This is a genomic window from Rathayibacter sp. AY1E2 (assembly GCF_002932325.1).
Lineage (GTDB): Bacteria > Actinomycetota > Actinomycetes > Actinomycetales > Microbacteriaceae > Rathayibacter.
This window is the reverse complement of sequence record NZ_PSVO01000005.1, coordinates 177,604-195,456: the sequence shown is the minus strand read 5'-3', so window position 1 is coordinate 195,456 and position 17,853 is coordinate 177,604. Positions and strand designations below refer to the sequence as shown.

Sequence of the window (17,853 nt, the reverse complement as noted above, 5' to 3'; positions counted from 1 at the left end):
CCGCCTCCCCGTCCGCACACCACTCCCCCCCCAACGAAGTGAGGCCCTGTTGGCCAGTCCCATCCTCATCATGCGCGACATCGTCAAGGAGTTCGGCGGCGGCGTCCGCGCCCTCGACGGCGTCTCGCTCTCGGTCCAGCCCGGCGAGGTCCACGCCATCTGCGGCGAGAACGGCGCCGGCAAGTCGACCCTGATGAAAGTCCTCTCCGGCGTGTACCCGTACGGCAGCTTCGAGGGCACCATCGAGTTCGAGGGCGAGGAGGCGCAGTACCGGTCGATCAACGACAGCGAGGCCGACGGCATCGTGATCATCCACCAGGAGCTCGCCCTCAGCCCCTACCTCTCCATCGCCGAGAACATCTTCCTCGGCAACGAGAAGTCGACCCGCGGCGTCATCAACTGGAACGCGACCAACGCGGAGGCGGCCAAGCTGCTCGCCCGCGTCGGCCTCGCCGAGAGCCCCGCGACCAAGATCCTCGAGCTGGGCGTCGGCAAGCAGCAGCTCGTCGAGATCGCCAAGGCCCTCGCCAAGGAGGTGAAGCTCCTCATCCTCGACGAGCCCACCGCCGCCCTCAACGACGAGGACAGCGACCACCTGCTCGGCCTGATCGACCAGCTCCGCAAGCAGGGCATCACCTGCATCATCATCAGCCACAAGCTGAAGGAGATCCGCGCCATCGCGGACACCGTCACGATCATCCGCGACGGCCGCACCATCGAGAGCTTCCCGATGGCCGGCGAGGAGGCGTCCGAGAGCCGGATCATCCGCGCGATGGTCGGCCGCGACCTCAACAGCATGTTCCCGCCGCGCGACCCGCAGATCGGCGAGGAGAAGCTGCGCGTCGAGAACTGGACGGTCCACCACCCGGTCGACATCAACCGCGTGGTCGTCGACGACGCCTCCTTCACCGTCCGCGCCGGCGAGATCGTCGGCTTCGCGGGCCTGATGGGTGCCGGACGCACCGAGCTCGCGATGAGCATCTTCGGGAGGAGCTACGGCACCGGCATCTCCGGCCGCGTCTACAAGGACGGCAAGGAGATCCAGACCCGCACCGTCGACGAGGCGATCCGCAACGGCCTCGCCTACGCGACCGAGGACCGCAAGCGCTACGGGCTCAACCTCATCGGCGACATCACCGTCAACGTCTCGGCCGCCGCGCTCTCGCGCCTGGCCCGGCTCGGCGTGATCGACAAGCACCGCGAGTACAAGGTCGCCGACTCGTACCGATCGAAGATGAACATCAAGGCGCCGACCGTCTCGGCCGTCACGGGGAAGCTCTCCGGCGGCAACCAGCAGAAGGTCGTCCTCTCGAAGTGGATCTTCTCCGGTCCCGACGTGCTGATCCTCGACGAGCCCACCCGCGGCATCGACGTGGGAGCCAAGTACGAGATCTACGGGATCATCAACGAGCTCGCAGCCCAGGGCAAGGCGGTCGTCGTCATCTCGTCCGAGCTGCCCGAGCTGATCGGCCTCGCCGACCGCATCTACACCATCTCCGAGGGACGGATCACGGGCGAGATCGATCGCGCCGACGCCACCCAGGAGCACCTCATGCACTACATGACCGCCGGAAAGGAACAGGCCCGATGAGCGCCACGACCACCACAGCGCCGGCGGACACGCCCGCCAACACGCCCTCCACCCCGCCCAAGCGCTCGCGCCGGCTGAACATCAACCTCCGGCAGTACGGCATCCTCGCCGCGCTGGCCATCATCATCCTGCTCTTCCAGGTGCTGACCGGCGGGCGCCTGCTCCTGCCCGGCAACGTCAACAACCTGATCCAGCAGAACGCCTACGTGCTGATCCTCGCGATCGGCATGGTGATGGTCATCATCGCCGGCCACATCGACCTCTCGGTCGGCTCGGTCGTGGCGATGGTCGGCGCCATCTCGGCGATCGCCATGAACAACTGGGGCCTGCCCTGGTGGGCGGCCGTCGTCGTCGCCCTCGTCACCGGCGCCGCCGTCGGAGCATGGCAGGGCTTCTGGGTCGCCTTCGTCGGCATACCGGCGTTCATCGTGACCCTCGCGGGCATGCTGATCTTCCGCGGCTTCACCCTCGTCCTCCTCACCGGCGGAACGATCAACGGCCTCCCCACCGAGTTCACCGCGATCGGCGCCGGCTGGCTGCCGGGCGTCCTCGGCGGCATCGCCGGCCGGGACGCGCTCACCCTTGTCCTCGGCCTGATCGTCTGCGTCGTCCTCGTGGCCCAGCAGCTCCGCAGCCGTGCGACCCTCCGCCGCCTCGAGCTGCCCCGCGAGCCCATCGGCTCGCTGGTGGCGAAGTCGGCCATCGCCGTCATCGCGATCATGGCCCTCTCCTGGCTGCTCGCCGGCTACAGCGGAACCCCGATCATCCTGATCGTGCTCGCCGTGCTGATCCTCGCCTACAGCTTCGTGCTCGGCCGGACGGTCTTCGGCCGCCACATCTACGCGATGGGCGGCAACCTCTTCGCCGCGATGATGTCCGGCGTCAAGACGAAGTGGGTCAACTTCTTCATCTTCGTCAACATGGGCGCACTGGCCGGAGTCGCGGGCATCGTCAGCACCGCCCGCGCCGGCGGTGCGGTCGCCTCGGCCGGACAGAACTACGAGCTGGACGCGATCGCCGCGGTCTTCATCGGCGGCGCCGCCGTCCAGGGAGGCGTGGGCACCGTCGTCGGAGCCGTCATCGGCGGACTCGTGATGGGCGTGCTCAACATGGGCCTCTCCATCCTCTCGGTCGACGCGGCCTGGCAGATGGCGATCAAGGGCTTCGTGCTCCTGCTCGCGGTGGCGTTCGACATCTTCAACAAGCGCCGCGCCGGCGGCCGCTAGGCGAACGCCGGGCTCCGCCCAGCGGCGCTCCTCGTCCTTCTCTTCTACAGTTCTCGGGCGCGGCTTCTCCTCGGGGGAGCCGCGCCCGAGTGCATCCGAGACCCGTCGGGGTCCAGCGACAGGCAGGCGATCATGGCAGGAGCAGTCGGAGCCTCCAGCAACGCGCTGCTGCGCCGCACGAACCTCGCGAGCCTCGCGACGCTGGTGCACCGCTCCGGTCCCACCAGCCGCGCCGAGCTCGGCCGCCTCACCGGGCTGAACCGCTCCGCCGTCGCGAACCTGGTCGGCGAGCTGAGCGAGCTCGGCTGGGTGGCGGAGGAGACCACCGCACCGGACGGCCGCATCGGCCGCCCCAGCGCCACCGTCGTCCCCGGCGACCGGTTCGCGGCCGTGGGCGTCCACCTCGACACCGATGCGATCATCGTCGGCCTGGTCGGGCTGCACGGCGAGCTGCTGCGCCGCGTCCGCTTCGACACCCCCAAGCCCGCGAGCCCGGCCACGGTGGTCCGCGTCGTCACCGGGATCGTCGAGGGCTTCCGCTCCGAGCGGGAGTCGCTCCGCACGCTGGTCGGCGCGGGCGTCGCCGTCCCCGGCCTCGTCCAGGCCGACTCCGGCTTCGTCCACCGCGCCCCGCACCTGGGCTGGCGCGACGTCGACCTCGCCACCCAGCTGAGCCGCGCCCTCGACCTCCCGGTCGCCGTCGGCAACGACGCGACCCTCGGCGCCATCGGCGAGTCCCTCTTCGGAGCCGCGCACGGCGTGGCCGACGTCGTCTACGTCACCGGCGGCGCGGGCGGCATCGGCGGAGGAGTCATCATCGGCGGCGTCCCGCTCCAGGGCTCCTCGGGGTTCGCGGCCGAGCTGGGCCACACCCTCGTCGCCACGAACGGCCGCCTCTGCGGCTGCGGCCGGCGCGGCTGCCTCGAGGCCGAGGTCCGGATGCGCTCCCTCCTCGACGTCCTCGGCGCCCGCGTCCTCGACCAGGACGAGCTCGACATCGCCCTGGGCACCTCCCGCGACCCCGCCGTCCTCGGCGAGGTCGCCCGCCAGGTCGACCTGCTCTCGGAGGGCCTGTCCACCTACATCAACCTCTTCAACCCCACCGCGGTCGTGCTCGGCGGCTTCCTCGGCTCGCTGCTCACCGTCGACCGCGAGCGCCTCGCCGCCCGCGTCTCGGCCCGCGCCCTGAGCGACCTCGCGCGCGGCGTGCGGATCGAGCGCGCGGCCCTGCGCTCGAGGCTGGAACTCGTCGGCGCCGCGGAGCTACCCTGGCGGCGGGCGCTGGCGGATCCCGCCGCCGTCACCGGGGGCGCACAGCCGCCGGGTGGGAGCAGCAGCCGCGAGGACGCTCTGGGCGCCCGCGCCTGACCCCGGCACTCGAGTGCCGGCACCGCGTCGAGGAGGACGAGCATGGCCGACTGGAACGACACGATCATCGAGGAGTTCCGCGCGAACGGCGGGACCGTGACCACGGGCGGCTTCGGGAGGAGCCTCGTGCTGGTGCACCACCGCGGCGCCCGCTCCGGTGAGGAGCGCGTGACTCCGCTGATGGCGCTGCACCCCTCCGACGACGTCTGGCTGCTCGCCGCGTCCGCCGCCGGTGCGCCGAAGCACCCCGCCTGGTTCCACAACATGATCGCCCACCCGGACCTGGCGATCGAGACCCCCGACGACGGCACCGTCGACGTCCGGGCGCGTGTTCTCGCCGGGGAGGAGCGCGACGCCGGCTGGGCCCGCTTCACGACCACCTCCGCCGGCTTCCTCGACTACGAGAAGCGCACCACCCGCATCATCCCGGTCGTGGAGCTCACCCGCCGCTGACCGCGAGCCGTCAGCGCAGCAGCACGGGCACCGTGTCCGGCGTGCTCCAGCTCAGCGCGATCCGCTCGCGGAAGCCGCCGCTGCGCAGCTCGGCCTCGAGCGCGTCGATCACCACGGGGAGCAGCGCACGCCGCTCGATCAGCAGGTCGAGCACGAGCCGGTCGCCGGCCGTCAGCAGCACCGGGCCCGATCCGGGCAGCACCGCGATCCACTGGCACTCCCCCACCTGCACGCTCCGGTGCCGGCGGAGGCGTCGGAGCAGCTCGGGCAGCGCCCGCGGATCGAGGGCGGACACGTCGGCACGGAGGGCGATCACCCCGCGAGCGTGCCCGCGCCGGACGACGCCCCGCCGACCTCCCGGTGAACACCGCCCCTCCGCGGGACGCCGTCCGCGAGAACGACACGACAGGAGCCCGCCCCGCGGCGCACCGCACCCGGGAACGGAAGAAGCCCCCGACCGGACATCCGATCGGGGGCTTCTCCTCTGGTTCTCTCGAACCTGGTTCTCTCGAACTCCGGTTCTCGTGAACTCTGGTGCGCGAGGGGGGAGTTGAACCCCCACGCCCTTTCGGGCACACGGACCTGAACCGTGCGCGTCTGCCTATTCCGCCACTCGCGCTCACCAGCGGCACCGAAGCGCCGACGAGAAATCGTAGCATCCCCCGGCCCCCGAGCCGAACCGGCACTCACCGTCCCGGGCCGCCGCTCCCCCGGGAGCCGCCGCCGAGCCGCCCCGGTGAGAGCGCGCACACGGCACTCCGGCCGCGAAACCACTGCGGAGGATCGCGCATCCAGACCATCCCAGTAACATGCCCGTAGCCGTGCGCGGCGCAGACCAAGAAGAGGAAGCGGCGACGGGCGCGCAGACATCTCGATCCGTGCGCGACCGCCGAGAAGGCGAAGAACCGGAAGATCGGAAGACTGTGGGCATACTGGACAACTTCGAGAAGGGACTCGAGCGCGTCGTCAACGGCGCGTTCGCGCGGACCTTCAAGTCGGGTCTGCAGCCGGTCGAGCTCGCCTCCGCCCTCCGCCGGGAGCTCGACACCTCCGCCGCCGTGGTCAGCCGCGACCGCATCCTCGTCCCCAACAGCCTGGTCCTGCGGATGTCCGCGACCGACCTCGACCGGATGCAGCGCCTCGGCGCCACGCTGATCGACGAGCTCACCACGGTCGCCACCGAGCACGCCACCAAGCAGGGCTTCCGCTTCCCCGGCCCGATCGACATCTCCCTCGCCGTCGATCCGGCGCTCAGCGACGGCATGGTCGAGGTCGACTCCCGCAGCGTGAAGGGCACCGTCGCCTACACGCCCGTCCTCGACATCGACGGCCGGCGCCACCCGATCACGAAGGCGCGCACCGTCATCGGCCGCGGCAGCGACGCCGACATCACCGTCGACGACTCGGGCACGTCCCGCAAGCACGTCGAGATCCTCTGGGACGGCTCCCGCGCCCAGGTGCACGACCTCGGGTCCACGAACGGCTCCAAGCTCGACGGCCGGCCCGTCACGCAGGCGCCCCTGGCCCCCGAGCAGACCATCACGATCGGGCGCACCTCGATCGTCTACCGCGTCGTGCAGGGCTCCGCGCCCGCACGCACCGACCGCCCGTCGTCCGGCAGGGCAGCCGGACGCGGCTCCGAGGGATTCTGGGACGACCGGCTATGAGCGAGCTCACTCTCTTCCTCCTGCGCATCGCGTTCCTCGCGCTGCTGTGGTTCTTCGTGTTCGGCATCGTCTACGCGCTGCGCTCCGACCTTTTCGGGCAGCGCGTGCGCAAGCTGCCGCCCGGCACGCAGGCCGCGTCCCCCGAGGCCCCGTTCGTGACGGCCGCCCAGCCCGTGGTCGCCGCGGCCGCCGCGGCTCCCGCGCCCGCGCAGCCCGCCTCCCCGTCGGCCCCCTCGGCCCGGAGGAGCCGCGAGGCCGCCGCCGAGCGCGCCGAGCAGGGAGGCGCTGCCACCGTCCACACGGCGCAGCGCCTCGTGATCACCTCGGGCCCCAAGCGGGGCACCGAGCTCGAGCTGACCGGCGACCCGCTGACGATCGGCCGCTCCGCGGAGTCGACGCTGGTCATCCGCGACGACTACACCTCGACCCACCACGCGCGCCTTCTCCTCTGGAACGACGAGTGGATGATCCAGGACCTCGACTCCACCAACGGCACCTTCCTCGACGGCCGCCGCGTCGGCGCGCCCACCAAGGTGCCGCTGGACACGCCCGTGAAGGTCGGCACCACCACCTTCGAACTGCGGCGGTCGTAGCGCGTGGCCCCCACTCCGGAGAGCGGCTCCGGCCACGGCGCGGTGCGCGAGAGCGCCGCCGTCTCGCACGTCGGCAGGATCCGCTCCAACAACCAGGACTCCGGCTACGCGGGCCGGCAGCTCTTCGTCGTCGCCGACGGCATGGGCGGCCATGCGGGCGGCGACGTCGCCTCCTCCATCGCGATCAAGCGCATCGCGGAGGCGGACCGCGTCTACGCCTCCACCTACGAGGCCGAGGACGAGCTCAAGCGCACCCTGCTGGCGGCCAACACCCTGCTGGCCGACGCCGTGGTCGACCACCCCGAGCTCACCGGCATGGGCACCACCGTCAGCGCGATCGCCCGCGTCGGCGAGTCGGTGGCGATCGCGCACATCGGCGACTCCCGCATCTACGTCCTCCGCGACGGCCGGCTCGAGCAGGTCACGACCGACCACACCTTCGTGCAGCGCCTCGTCGACTCCGGCCGCATCACGGAGGAGGAGGCGATGACGCATCCGCGCCGCTCCGTCCTGATGCGGGTCCTCGGCGACGTGCACACCAACCCCGAGATCGACACGCTCACGCTCGAGACCGAGCCGCACGACCGCTGGCTGATCTGCTCCGACGGCCTCTCCGGCGTCGTCCCGCACGACGAGATCCTCAAGGAGCTCAGCCGCGACGAGACCGCCCAGCAGGTGGCCGACCGCCTGATCCGCGACAGCCTCTCGCACGGCGCCCCGGACAACGTCACCGTCGTCGTCCTCGACATCCCCGGGGCGGGCGACACCGCGCGCATCCTCGCCCCCGTGGAGGAGCCGGTGGTCGTCGGATCCGCCGCCGCGCCCACGCCCTTCAGCACCGACGACTCGCAGAACCGCGTCCGGATCCCCGGCCTCCGCCTGCACACCCGCGCTCCCGCCGCGCAGGGCCCCACCCACTTCGAGCCCGCGTCCGAGGACTACCTCGACGAGCTGATCGAGGAGGACCGCCGCCGGCACCTGCGCCGCCGCATCACCTGGCTCGTCGGCCTGTCCCTCGTGCTCATCATCGGATTCCTCGGGATCCTCTTCGCCTACGACTGGACGCAGTCGCGCTTCTACGTCGGCACCGACGGGGACACCGTGATCATCTACCAGGGCATCCAGCAGTCGGTCGGCCCGCTCTCGCTCTCGGAGGTGAAGGAGGACACGGGAATCCCGCTCGACTCCCTCCGCGCCTACGACGTCGAGCAGCTGGAGCAGACGATCAGCGCCGACTCCTACGCCGGCGCGGTCGACATCGTCGAGCGCCTCACGGACGCGAACGGAGCACCATGACGGACGCCGCCACGGCCACCGCCCGCCCCGCCCCCGAGCGGCAGGGCTTCTTCCGCCAGAAGCTGCGCAATCTCGAGCTCCTGCTCCTGATCGGCGCGTGCCTCATCGATGCCGGCGCGATCGTGCTCGTGCAGCTCGGCGCCCTCGGCTCGATCGACACCACGCTGGTCTCGCTGGGCGCCGGCCTCTCGGCGCTCGTGCTCGCCGTGCACGTCGTGCTGCGCTTCGCGGCCCCGGCGGCCGACCCCTTCCTCCTCCCGATCGCCACCGTGCTGAACGGCCTGGGCGTCGCCGAGATCTACCGGATCGACATCGCCGACGGCGCGACCGGCTGGGAGTCGGTGGCGGTGCGGCAGATCTTCTGGAGCGCCCTGGCCGTCGTGGCGGCGATCGTGGTGTTGCTGGTCATCCGCAACCACCGCGTGCTGTTCCGCTACACCTACGTCGCCGGGTTCGCGGCGATCGTGCTGCTCCTGCTGCCGCTCCTGCCCTTCATCGGCCGCGAGGTCAGCGGCGCGCGTGTGTGGATCGGGATCGGCGACGTGGCGAGCTTCCAGCCCGGCGAGATCGCCAAGATCGCCCTCGCGGTCTTCTTCGCCGGCTACCTCGTGCGCAACCGCGACTCCCTCTCGATGGTGGGCCGCACCGTCCTCGGGATGCGCTTCCCGCGCCTGCGCGACCTCGGCCCGATCCTGGTGGTCTGGGCGGTCACGATGGGCGTCATCGTCTTCCAGCGCGACCTGGGGACGGCTCTGCTCTACTTCGGCCTGTTCCTGGTCATGCTCTACGTCGCGACCGGCCGAACCAGCTGGGTCCTCATCGGCGTCGGCCTGTTCCTCGGCGGCGCGCTGCTGGCGAGCCAGACGCTCGACTACGTGGGCAACCGCTTCGCCAACTGGCTCGAGCCCTTCAGCGCCGAGCGCTACGGGGCGGATCCGGGCGGCAGCTACCAGCTCGTGCAGGGCCTCTTCGGCCTCGCGCACGGCGGGCTGCTCGGCACGGGCCTCGGCCAGGGGATGCCGGATCTCACGCCGGTCCCGCAGTCCGACTACATCATCGCCAGCCTCGGCGAGGAGCTGGGCCTCGCCGGGCTCTTCGCGATCTTCGGCCTCTACCTCCTGCTGGTCTCGCGCGGGTTCCGCATCGGCTTCGCCGGGCAGGACGACTTCGGGCGCCTCCTGGGAGTCGGCCTCTCGTTCGTGATCGCCCTGCAGTGCTTCATCGTCATCGGAGGCGTCACCCGCGTCATCCCGCTGACCGGCCTGACCACGCCGTTCCTCGCCGCCGGCGGCTCCTCCCTCGTGGCGAACTGGATGATCGTGGCGGTGCTGCTGCGCCTGTCCGACACAGTCCGCAGTCAGCCTCGTCTGGTGGTGTGATCCGTCGATGAACCGAGAACTCAAACGGGTGAGCCTCGTCGTGCTGACGATGTTCGTGGCCCTCTTCCTCTCCACCACCACCATCCAGGTGATCCAGGCCGACTCCCTCGACGAGGACGGCCGCAACACGCGGACCCTCTACGAGAGCTTCTCGACCGAGCGCGGTGCGATCCTCGCCGGCGGTCAGCCGATCGCCTCCTCGACGCCGTCGGACGACCTCTACAAGTTCCAGCGGCAGTACGCGAACGGCCCGCTCTACTCCGCCGTGACCGGCTACTTCACCCTGAACCAGGGCACCACCGGCATCGAGCGCACGCTCAACGACTACCTCTCGGGCACCTCGAACTCGCAGTTCTTCGACGAGATCAACAACCTCGTCACGGGCCAGGACCCGAAGGGAGCGTCGGTCGAGCTCTCGATCGACCCGGTCGCCCAGCAGGCCGCCTTCGACGCGCTCGGCGACTACACGGGAGCCGTCGTCGTGACGGAGCCGGCCACCGGACGCATCCTCGCGATGGTCTCGAAGCCCACCTTCGATCCCACCGCGCTGGCCTCCCACGACACCGACGACGTCCTCGCCGCCTACCGGGCGCTGAACGACGACTCCTCCGAGCCCCTCGTGAACCGTGCGATCGGCGGCTCGCTCAACCCGCCCGGCTCCGTCTTCAAGCTCGTCGTGGCCTCGGCCGCCCTCGAGTCCGGCCGCTTCACGGCCGACTCGAGCTTCCCCAACGTCGAGTCCTACACGCTGCCCGGCTCCTCGTCGCAGGTGATCAACTCCGGAGGCGGTCTCTGCGGCTCCGGAGAGACGGTCACGCTGGCCACCGCCGTCTCGCTCTCCTGCAACGTCCCGATGGCCGAGATGGGCGTGCAGCTGGGAGCGGACGCGATCCGCTCGCAGGCCGAGAAGTTCGGCTTCGACACCGAGCTCGAGATCCCGATGTCGGTCGAGGCGAGCACCTACCCGACGAAGACGGACGACGCCCAGACGGCCCTCACCGCCTTCGGGCAGTACGAGGTGCGCGCGACGCCGCTGCAGATCGCCATGGTCTCCGCGGCGATCGCGAACGGCGGCGAGGTGATGCAGCCGAACCTGGTCGACTCGATCCGCTCGCAGGACCTCAGCGTGCTGCAGCAGTTCCAGGAGAAGTCGCTCGGCCGGGCGGTGAGCACGCAGACCGCGGACGCCGTCAAGGCGATGATGGTCGCCAGCGTCCAGGGCGGCGCGGCGACGAATGCAACAATAGGGGGCGTCACTGTGGCCGGTAAGACCGGTACCGCCGAGAACGGCGGGGACGACCCGTACACCCTCTGGTTCACCGGCTTCGCGCCTGCGGACGACCCGCAGTACGCCATCACCGTGCTCGTGGAGAACGGTGGAGGGCTCGGCCAGACCGGGTACGGCAACCTGATCGCCGCACCCATCGGACAACAGGTACTAGAGGCGGTGCTGAACAAATGAGACCCACGACAGGCCTCACCTTCGGGGGACGCTACGAGCTGCAGTCCCGGATCGCCATCGGCGGCATGGGAGAGGTGTGGCAGGCGACCGATCTCGTCATCGGCCGCACCATCGCGATCAAGATCCTGAAGGACGAGTACCTCGGCGACCCCGGCTTCCTCGAGCGCTTCCGCGCCGAGGCCCGCCACGCGGCGCTGGTCAACCACGAGGGCATCGCCAACGTCTACGACTACGGCGAGGAGGACGGCTCGGCCTACCTGGTCATGGAGCTCGTCCCCGGCGAGGCGCTCTCGACCGTCCTCGAGCGCGAGCGCGTCCTCTCGACCGACAAGGTCCTCGACATCGTCGCGCAGACCGCGCTCGCCCTGCACGCCGCGCACGCCGCGGGCCTCGTGCACCGCGATGTGAAGCCGGGCAACCTGCTCATCACGCCGGACGGCCGCGTCAAGATCACCGACTTCGGCATCGCGCGCATCGCCGACCAGGTCCCGCTGACGGCGACCGGCCAGGTCATGGGCACGGTCCAGTACCTGTCCCCGGAGCAGGCGAGCGGCCAGCCCGCCTCCCCCGCCACCGACATCTACTCGCTGGGCATCGTCGCGTACGAGTGCCTGGCCGGGCGCCGCCCCTTCACGGGCGAGTCGCAGGTCGCCATCGCGATGGCGCAGATCAACGACACCCCGCCGGAGCTGCCGGTCACGGTCGCGGAGCCGGTGCGCAACCTCGTCTACTCCTGCATCGCCAAGAAGCCGGCCGACCGCCCCGCCACCGCCGCGCACCTCGCGCGGGCGGCCCAGGCGCTGCGCTCGGGCGACGTGCGCGGAGCGGCGCTGGCCGTCCCCGCGGTCCTCAGCGACCTTCCCGCGACGCAGGCGACCACGGTCCTCCCCTCCAACCAGGGCGCGACGCAGGCGACCACGGTGCTGCCCTCCGGGGCGCCCGCGGCCGCGGCCGCCGCTCCGTTCGTGCCGATCGAGGAGCCGCTCGAGCCGGCCGAGGAGCCGCGCAGGCGCAGCCCCTGGACCTGGCCGCTGATCGCCCTCATCGTGATCCTCGCCGTCGTCATCGCGGGCACCATCTTCGCCCTGACGACCGGCGGGAGCAGCGACCCGGCCGCCTCCCCCACCGCGACGACCAGCACGGCCCCCTCGCCGACGCCGTCCGAGACTCCGAGCCCCACGCCGACGCCGACCTCCAACACGGTCGTCATCGACAAGGCCGACTACGTCGGGCGCTCCTTCGACGACGTCGAGACCGAGCTCGAGGCCCTGGGCATGGGCGTCCGCCGGGCGGACGGCCCGAGCGCCCCCACCGCCGAGCAGGTCGGACTCGTCGAGGACGTGAACCCCACCGCGAACGTGGTGAAGGGCACGACCATCGAGGTCTCCGTCTTCACCGAGGTCGCGACCCCGGACGCACCGACCGCCGTGCCGACCGTCACCCCCGCCGCCTCCAGCGTCGAGGCGGGCGCGACGTTCAACGTCACCTGGAGCAACTACAACCAGTGCCCGAGCGGAACCTCCGTGAGGGGTTACCGGGTGACCGCGACCGGTGAGGGCGCGAACGTGACGAGCACCAACCCGTCGAACTCGACGACCGCGACGATCCAGGCCGGCACCACGGCCGGCACGATCGACGTCACGTACACCGTGCTCTGCGGCGAGTCGGAGTCGGCGGCCTCGCCCACCCTCTCCGTCACCGTCGAGGAACCGGCTCCGACCCCGGCGCCGACGCCCACCTCGAAGGCCACCTCGACGCCCACCCCCTCCGAGTAGCGGCGGCGCGCCGGGCCGGGGCACCGCTCCGGCCCGGCGCCTCGCGGCCGTCGCGTCGCGCCCCCGCCCGGAACACCAGGGGCCCATAGGTACACTTGCCGTGGCTCCTCGGGGCCGCACCACACGGAAGTACAGGGCGGGAGCGTGCGCGTGACGGATGAGGGTCGCCTGATCGCGGGACGGTACCAGGTCGGGCCCCGGCTCGGCCGCGGCGGGATGTCCGAGGTGTACCTCGGCACCGACACCCGGCTCGGCCGCACCGTCGCCATCAAGGAGCTGAAGCTCTCCCTCTCCTCCGACTCCGCCTTCCGCCTGCGGTTCCGCCAGGAGGCGCAGTCCGCATCGCGCATGTCGCACCCCACGATCGTCCGGGTCTTCGATGCGGGCGAGGAGGTCTCGCTCGACGACAACGGCGCCGAGTCGCGCCGGCCCTTCATCGTCATGGAGCACATCGAGGGCCGCCTCCTCAAGGACCTGATCGCCGAGGGCCCCCTCGACGTGGACGAGGCCGTCCGCATCACGGAGGGCATCCTCACCGCCCTCGAGTACTCGCACCGCGCCGGTGTCGTCCACCGCGACATCAAGCCCGGCAACATCATGCTGACCCCGTCGGGCCAGGTGAAGGTGATGGACTTCGGGATCGCCCGCGCCGTCTCCGACTCCGCCGCCACGGTCGCTCAGACCACGGCGATCCTCGGCACCGCCGCCTACTTCTCCCCCGAGCAGGCGAAGGGCGAGCAGGTCGACGCCCGCAGCGACCTCTACTCCGCCGGCATCGTGCTCTTCGAGCTCCTCACCGGCCGTGCGCCCTTCCGCGGCGACACCCCGGTGGCCGTCGCCTACCAGCACGTCAGCGAGACGCCGCCGGCGCCGAGCTCCATCAACCCGGCCGTCACGCCGGCGCTCGACGCGGTCGTCGCCCGCGCGCTGTCGAAGGACCGCTACGAGCGCTTCCAGGGAGCTGCGGAGTTCCGCGACGACCTGCGCGACGCCGCCGCCGGACGCCTCCCCGACCACCGCCCGATCGACGAGCTGACCACCTCGCTCTTCGCGGCCCGCAGCCAGGGTGGAGTCAACGACTCCGAGCTCGCCCTCCGCCAGCTGGCCGAGGACAACTCGATCGTCCGCACCCAGCGCCGCCCGCCGGTCCTCTGGATCTGGTCCTCGATCGTCGTGCTGGCCGTGATCGTCGCCGCACTCGTGATCTGGGTGCTGACGCTCCAGCCCGCGTCGACCCTCCCGTCGCAGTCGCGCGAGGTCCCCACCCTCACCGAGACCACCTACGACAGCGCCCAGTCGACCCTGACCGAGCTCGACCTCGTGCCGAGCCAGGTCGCGGAGTACAGCTCGACCGTCCCCGAGGGCGAGGTGATCCGCACGGATCCGGGCTCGGGCACGATCGTCGCGCCCGAGACGGTCATCCGCATCGTCGTGTCCCAGGGTCCGCAGCCCGTCGCCGTGCCGGACACCGTCGGGCAGAGCCTCGCCGAGGCCATCGACGCGCTCACCGCCGTCGGCTTCGTCGAGGGCTCCCAGACCCGCGAGAACTCGCCGACCGTCCCGGGCGACGTCGTGCTCTCCGCCTCCCCCGGAGCGGGACAGCAGGTCGCCCCGGGCACGCCGGTCGACCTCACCGTCTCCTCCGGCCAGGTCACGCTCCCCGACCTCGTCGGGACGTCCCTCAGCAGCGCGCTGGCCACCCTCGCCTCCGAGAAGCTGCAGCTCGTGGGGGTCGAGGTCCCGGACGAGACCTGCGACGCGACCCGGGCGAACCCGCCCATCACGACCCAGTCCCTGGCTCCGGGCGACGTCCCGCAGGGATCGACCGTCCAGCTCGGATACTGCGCGGGCTGACCCGGCCTGCGGCCCGCTGCGGCTGCGGCGTCGGCCGACGGCGCTCGGTGGAGGCCGGGCCGCTGCTCTGCGCGCCGAGAAGGGCTCGTCCGGACGTTGCTCGTCGGGTCGATGCTCCGCGAGGCCGACAGCCCCGAGGTGAACGGCTACGCCCGGCGCGCGTCGGCGAGCGGGGGCTGGAGCCGCACGACCTCGCCGCCTGCCGATCCGTCGGCGGGGCGTGCGATCCGGCCGCGGATGTCGCTCGGGGTGAGCCCCTCGCGGCGCTTGAGCGCACGGCGGAGGTGGTCCGCCGAGGAGAATCCGGACGCGGCGGCGATCGCCTCGAGCGGGACCTCCCGCGGGCGGCGGCGCAGGAGCTCCACGGCGCTGGCGACCCGGGAGCGCTCGATCTCGCTCGCGACCGTGGTGCCCGCGTCCTCGAAGAGCCGCTGGAGGGAGCGGGTGGACACGTTGACCGCGTCGGCCACCGCCTCCGGGGTGCAGCGCGGCGTGCGGTGCGTCCGGTCGATGACCGTGCGCGCGCGCCCGAGCGTGGCGGCCCGGACGCTCGTGGTGCCGGGCTGCGAGCTCGCCGCCGCGAGGAACGCGCTGGTGAGGAGCTGCTTGACCACATGGGCGAAGCCGGTGACCTCGCCCTCACCGGGCAGCCCCGTCCCGGACTCCGCCGCGAGGGCGAAGGCGGTCGTGAAGGCGTATGCGGCGCGGGTGGACCGGGCGTCGGGATCGAGCGCGTAGACCGAGGCCGACGTGTCGAAGCCGTAGCGGCGCATCTCGTCGGCGCGCAGCGAGAGGTGGAGGATCGTGGCCGGAGTCGTCGACTCGGTCGTGAACGTCGTCGTCCCCTGCTGGTAGGAGATCGAGCCCGGACGCAGCAGCACCGTTCGGTCCGGGGCGACCATGCGCACGAAGCCGTCGATGAGGAAGCTGAAAGTGAGGAAGGAGGTGTCGTCGGCCGGCCACGTCCCGCGGAGGACGCGCAGCGGCGAGACCGTCATCAGCACGACGCTCAGATCGGCGGTGCCGAATCCCGAACCGGTGATGCTCGGAACGGTGCCGGGTTTGACGACGATGCGCGGTCCGAGATTCTCGAGCTCTCGGATTCCCGAGAAAGCCCAGGAGATCGATGCGACCATCTGGTCCCCCCGGACTTCTCTTGTGGCGCCGACCCCCTGTCGACGCCCTCTGATTATGCAGGGAAAAGGGGCCGCATCCTCCGCCGGGAGCCCGTCAAATCCCGCCACCTGATCGGGGGGTCCGCAAGGGGGTGGACAAGGTCACGCTCATACCCTGTCGCGTCGTTCTCCTCCGCCCGCCGTCATTTAGCCGTCAGATGGCGGATTTCTACGTGAGAACGCACTCAGGGCGGCATCCCCGTTCGGGGGACGGTGGTCGCTGATCATTCTCAATGCTCTCGACTCGATAACGAGCCCGATAAGCCCGGCGAATTCCGCCTCATCGAGCCGGGATCGAGAGTCCGGGCGTGTCGTCGGCCGATACGGACGCTCCGCCCGGCCTCACCTCGCGCAGCCAGTTCTCGAGAAGGCGCCGCCCGCCCTCGGTGAGGACCGACTCCGGATGGAACTGCACGCCCACGAGCGGAGCACTCCGGTGCCGGACGGCCATGACCACTCCCTCCGGTGTCCGCGCCGTCACCCGCAGCTCCTCGGGAAGGCTCTCGCCGTCGACCGCGAGCGAGTGGTACCGCATCGCGGCGAATCCGGAGGGCAGGCCGTCGAAGAGCGGATCTCCGTCGTGGAGGACCGCGGACGTCCGGCCGTGCAGCAGCTCCGGCGCCTCCGTGACGCGGGCGCCGAGAGCGTGGGCGAGCACCTGGTGGCCGAGGCAGACGCCGAGCAGCGGCCGCCCGGTCGCCTCCGCCCGCTGCACGAGCGCCGTCGACGCGGGGACGTCCTCGGGGCGGCCCGGTCCGGGTGAGACCAGGACTCCGTCCGCCTCCTCCGCGAGAGCCAGGAGCGCCGTCGTCCCGAGGTCGTCGAACTCGACCACGTCGACCTCGGCACCGAGCTCGCGGAGATACGAGACGAGCGTGAAGACGAAGCTGTCGTGGTGGTCGACGACCAGGATCCGCGGGGCCGCGCCGCCGGTCACGAGCCGACGGTCACGTTCCGGTCGAGCACGAGCGACTGCACCCAGGGGAACACCCACTCGTCGAGCGCGACCAGGACCGCCGCGACGAGGACGAGGACGATCAGGAGCCGGACCCACCACGGCCCGGGCAGGAGCCGCCACAGCGCTGCGTACACGGTCAGCCCTCCTGAGCCAGCGAGGCGGCGATCTCGGCGGGGGCGCCCGCGGACCGCGGCTGGAACGAGTCGAAGACGCCGTACGCGATGATCCGCTCGGCCGTCGAGTAGAGCGGGTTGCAGCTCGTCAGCGTGATCAGGCGATCGGTCGGAGCCGCGTCCGGAGTCCACGGAACCGGGTCGATCACCTGGACGTCGGAGGGCTGGACGTACTCGAGATTGCGGAAGCGGTAGGTGTACCAGCCGTCCGCCGTCTCGATGTAGATCGGGTCGCCGAGCTGGAGCTCGTCGATCAGGTGCATGCCTCCGCCGTACGCGCTGCGGTGCGCGGCGAGCGCGAAGTTGCCGGCCTGGCCGGGCATCTGCGTCCCGGGGTAGTGGCCGATGCTCCCCTCGTCGAGCACGTTCTCGGCGTCGATGCCCTCGGCGATCGTGCGCACCCACCCCTCGCCGTAGCGCGGGATGTAGAGGTTGCCGAAGGAGGTGTCGAGGGCGGCGACCGACGCGACGACCGGCTCCGCCGGGGCGGCCTCGGTCGGCTGCGGTGCCGGAGAGGAGTCGCTCCAGGTCTCGCGGAGCTCCGCGGCCTGCGTCGTCTGCCGGCCGGCGATCACCGCGTCGTTCCACCAGAGCTGCCAGGCCAGGAAGAGCAGGACCAGGACGCCGGCGGTCATCAGGAGCTCGCCGACGACTCCGAAGAACGAGAGTCGTCGGACCGGGCGGGCCCTCCGTCGCTTCGCTCGCGGCCGCAGAGCCGCCCCGTCGGGGTTCTGGGCGGTCATGCGACGAGTCTAGGCGCGAGCCGTGACCGGCTGTGGCGCACGATCCGGACCTGTGGAGAGCCCTCCAGAATGGCCGCCTGAGGAGGCCCGATGGGATCACTCGAGCGCCCGCACCGGCCGCTCCGCGAGTCCGCACAGCA

16 protein-coding genes and 1 tRNA gene are annotated in these 17,853 nt (G+C 71.4%); 11 read left to right on the top strand and 6 right to left on the bottom strand.

Annotated features, from left to right (window positions below; all coding sequences use genetic code 11):
* Positions 1 to 70 precede the first annotated feature (70 nt).
* The 4 genes from mmsA to C5C49_RS06650 all read left to right on the top strand — a co-directional run bounded on the left by mmsA (position 71) and on the right by C5C49_RS06650 (position 4,638).
* A complete protein-coding gene (mmsA, locus tag C5C49_RS06665; protein ID WP_104255654.1) occupies positions 71 to 1,591 on the top strand; it encodes a multiple monosaccharide ABC transporter ATP-binding protein in 1,521 nt (506 codons plus the stop codon).
* A complete protein-coding gene (gene mmsB, locus C5C49_RS06660) occupies positions 1,588 to 2,817 on the top strand; it encodes a multiple monosaccharide ABC transporter permease (RefSeq protein WP_104222654.1) in 1,230 nt (409 codons plus the stop codon). Before mmsA ends, mmsB begins: the two co-directional genes overlap by 4 nt.
* 132 nt (positions 2,818 to 2,949) lie before the next feature.
* The gene (locus C5C49_RS06655; RefSeq protein ID WP_104222655.1) at positions 2,950 to 4,185 is read left to right on the top strand and encodes an ROK family transcriptional regulator; all 1,236 of its coding nucleotides are present in this window, start codon (positions 2,950 to 2,952) and stop codon (positions 4,183 to 4,185) included.
* A 42-nt stretch (positions 4,186 to 4,227) separates the two neighbouring features.
* Entirely contained in the window at positions 4,228 to 4,638 is a 411-nt protein-coding gene (locus tag C5C49_RS06650; protein WP_104345734.1) for a nitroreductase/quinone reductase family protein, read from the top strand.
* 10 nt (positions 4,639 to 4,648) lie between these two features.
* On the opposite strand, the gene C5C49_RS06645 is transcribed toward C5C49_RS06650, so the two are convergent.
* Positions 4,649 to 4,954, bottom strand: a complete 306-nt coding sequence (locus C5C49_RS06645; protein WP_104288513.1) for a hypothetical protein — start codon at positions 4,952 to 4,954, stop codon at positions 4,649 to 4,651.
* Positions 4,955 to 5,170: 216 nt separating this feature from the next.
* Positions 5,171 to 5,257 (bottom strand) — tRNA-Leu (locus tag C5C49_RS06640).
* A 304-nt stretch (positions 5,258 to 5,561) separates the two neighbouring features.
* Between C5C49_RS06640 and C5C49_RS06635 the strand changes: the two genes are divergently transcribed.
* The 7 genes from C5C49_RS06635 (at position 5,562) to pknB (ending at position 14,664) form a co-directional block, all read left to right on the top strand.
* The gene (locus C5C49_RS06635; protein WP_104225775.1) at positions 5,562 to 6,305 is read left to right on the top strand and encodes a DUF3662 and FHA domain-containing protein; all 744 of its coding nucleotides are present in this window, start codon (positions 5,562 to 5,564) and stop codon (positions 6,303 to 6,305) included.
* On the top strand, positions 6,302 to 6,898 hold the full coding sequence (locus tag C5C49_RS06630; protein WP_104274437.1) for an FHA domain-containing protein: 597 nt from the start codon (positions 6,302 to 6,304) through the stop codon (positions 6,896 to 6,898). Before C5C49_RS06635 ends, C5C49_RS06630 begins: the two co-directional genes overlap by 4 nt.
* Before the next feature lie 3 nt (positions 6,899 to 6,901).
* Positions 6,902 to 8,194 (top strand): Stp1/IreP family PP2C-type Ser/Thr phosphatase, encoded by a 1,293-nt coding sequence (locus C5C49_RS06625; RefSeq protein ID WP_244229533.1) that lies wholly within the window; start codon positions 6,902 to 6,904, stop codon positions 8,192 to 8,194.
* Positions 8,191 to 9,573 carry an FtsW/RodA/SpoVE family cell cycle protein gene (locus C5C49_RS06620; protein WP_104225777.1) on the top strand — a complete coding sequence of 461 codons (1,383 nt, stop codon included), beginning with the start codon at positions 8,191 to 8,193 and terminating at the stop codon, positions 9,571 to 9,573. The genes C5C49_RS06625 and C5C49_RS06620 overlap by 4 nt, the downstream gene beginning before the upstream one ends.
* A 7-nt stretch (positions 9,574 to 9,580) precedes the next feature.
* The gene (locus tag C5C49_RS06615; RefSeq protein ID WP_104232999.1) at positions 9,581 to 11,035 is read left to right on the top strand and encodes a penicillin-binding protein 2; all 1,455 of its coding nucleotides are present in this window, start codon (positions 9,581 to 9,583) and stop codon (positions 11,033 to 11,035) included.
* Positions 11,032 to 12,810, top strand: coding sequence for a protein kinase (locus C5C49_RS06610; RefSeq protein WP_104345733.1), 1,779 nt, complete (start codon positions 11,032 to 11,034; stop codon positions 12,808 to 12,810). Before C5C49_RS06615 ends, C5C49_RS06610 begins: the two co-directional genes overlap by 4 nt.
* Before the next feature lie 150 nt (positions 12,811 to 12,960).
* Positions 12,961 to 14,664: a Stk1 family PASTA domain-containing Ser/Thr kinase gene (gene pknB, locus C5C49_RS06605; protein ID WP_104222663.1), complete on the top strand. Its 1,704-nt coding sequence runs from the start codon at positions 12,961 to 12,963 to the stop codon at positions 14,662 to 14,664.
* A 146-nt stretch (positions 14,665 to 14,810) separates the two neighbouring features.
* On the opposite strand, the gene C5C49_RS06600 is transcribed toward pknB, so the two are convergent.
* From C5C49_RS06600 to C5C49_RS06590, 4 genes are all read right to left on the bottom strand, one after another.
* Positions 14,811 to 15,800: a helix-turn-helix domain-containing protein gene (locus tag C5C49_RS06600; protein WP_104345732.1), complete on the bottom strand. Its 990-nt coding sequence runs from the start codon at positions 15,798 to 15,800 to the stop codon at positions 14,811 to 14,813.
* A gap of 319 nt (positions 15,801 to 16,119) precedes the next feature.
* Complete coding sequence (locus tag C5C49_RS06595) at positions 16,120 to 16,776, bottom strand: aminodeoxychorismate/anthranilate synthase component II (protein WP_104309312.1); 657 nt, start codon at positions 16,774 to 16,776, stop codon at positions 16,120 to 16,122.
* On the bottom strand, positions 16,773 to 16,931 hold the full coding sequence (locus C5C49_RS16925) for a hypothetical protein (protein WP_167299010.1): 159 nt from the start codon (positions 16,929 to 16,931) through the stop codon (positions 16,773 to 16,775). The genes C5C49_RS06595 and C5C49_RS16925 overlap by 4 nt, the downstream gene beginning before the upstream one ends.
* 2 nt (positions 16,932 to 16,933) lie before the next feature.
* Positions 16,934 to 17,713 carry a class E sortase gene (locus C5C49_RS06590; protein WP_104345731.1) on the bottom strand — a complete coding sequence of 260 codons (780 nt, stop codon included), beginning with the start codon at positions 17,711 to 17,713 and terminating at the stop codon, positions 16,934 to 16,936.
* Between the last annotated feature and the right edge of the window lie 140 nt (positions 17,714 to 17,853).

What these genes read in the sequence shown, in the direction of transcription:
- mmsA (WP_104255654.1), top strand. Translation starts at nt 71, where the DNA reads ATGCGCGACATCGTCAAGGAGTTCGGCGGCGGCGTCCGCGCCCTCGAC.
- mmsB (WP_104222654.1), top strand. Translation starts at nt 1,588, where the DNA reads ATGAGCGCCACGACCACCACAGCGCCGGCGGACACGCCCGCCAACACG.
- C5C49_RS06655 (WP_104222655.1), top strand. Translation starts at nt 2,950, where the DNA reads ATGGCAGGAGCAGTCGGAGCCTCCAGCAACGCGCTGCTGCGCCGCACG.
- C5C49_RS06650 (WP_104345734.1), top strand. Translation starts at nt 4,228, where the DNA reads ATGGCCGACTGGAACGACACGATCATCGAGGAGTTCCGCGCGAACGGC.
- C5C49_RS06630 (WP_104274437.1), top strand. Translation starts at nt 6,302, where the DNA reads ATGAGCGAGCTCACTCTCTTCCTCCTGCGCATCGCGTTCCTCGCGCTG.
- C5C49_RS06620 (WP_104225777.1), top strand. Translation starts at nt 8,191, where the DNA reads ATGACGGACGCCGCCACGGCCACCGCCCGCCCCGCCCCCGAGCGGCAG.
- C5C49_RS06615 (WP_104232999.1), top strand. Translation starts at nt 9,581, where the DNA reads ATGAACCGAGAACTCAAACGGGTGAGCCTCGTCGTGCTGACGATGTTC.
- C5C49_RS06610 (WP_104345733.1), top strand. Translation starts at nt 11,032, where the DNA reads ATGAGACCCACGACAGGCCTCACCTTCGGGGGACGCTACGAGCTGCAG.
- C5C49_RS06600 (WP_104345732.1), bottom strand. Translation starts at nt 15,800, where the DNA reads ATGGTCGCATCGATCTCCTGGGCTTTCTCGGGAATCCGAGAGCTCGAG.
- C5C49_RS06590 (WP_104345731.1), bottom strand. Translation starts at nt 17,713, where the DNA reads ATGACCGCCCAGAACCCCGACGGGGCGGCTCTGCGGCCGCGAGCGAAG.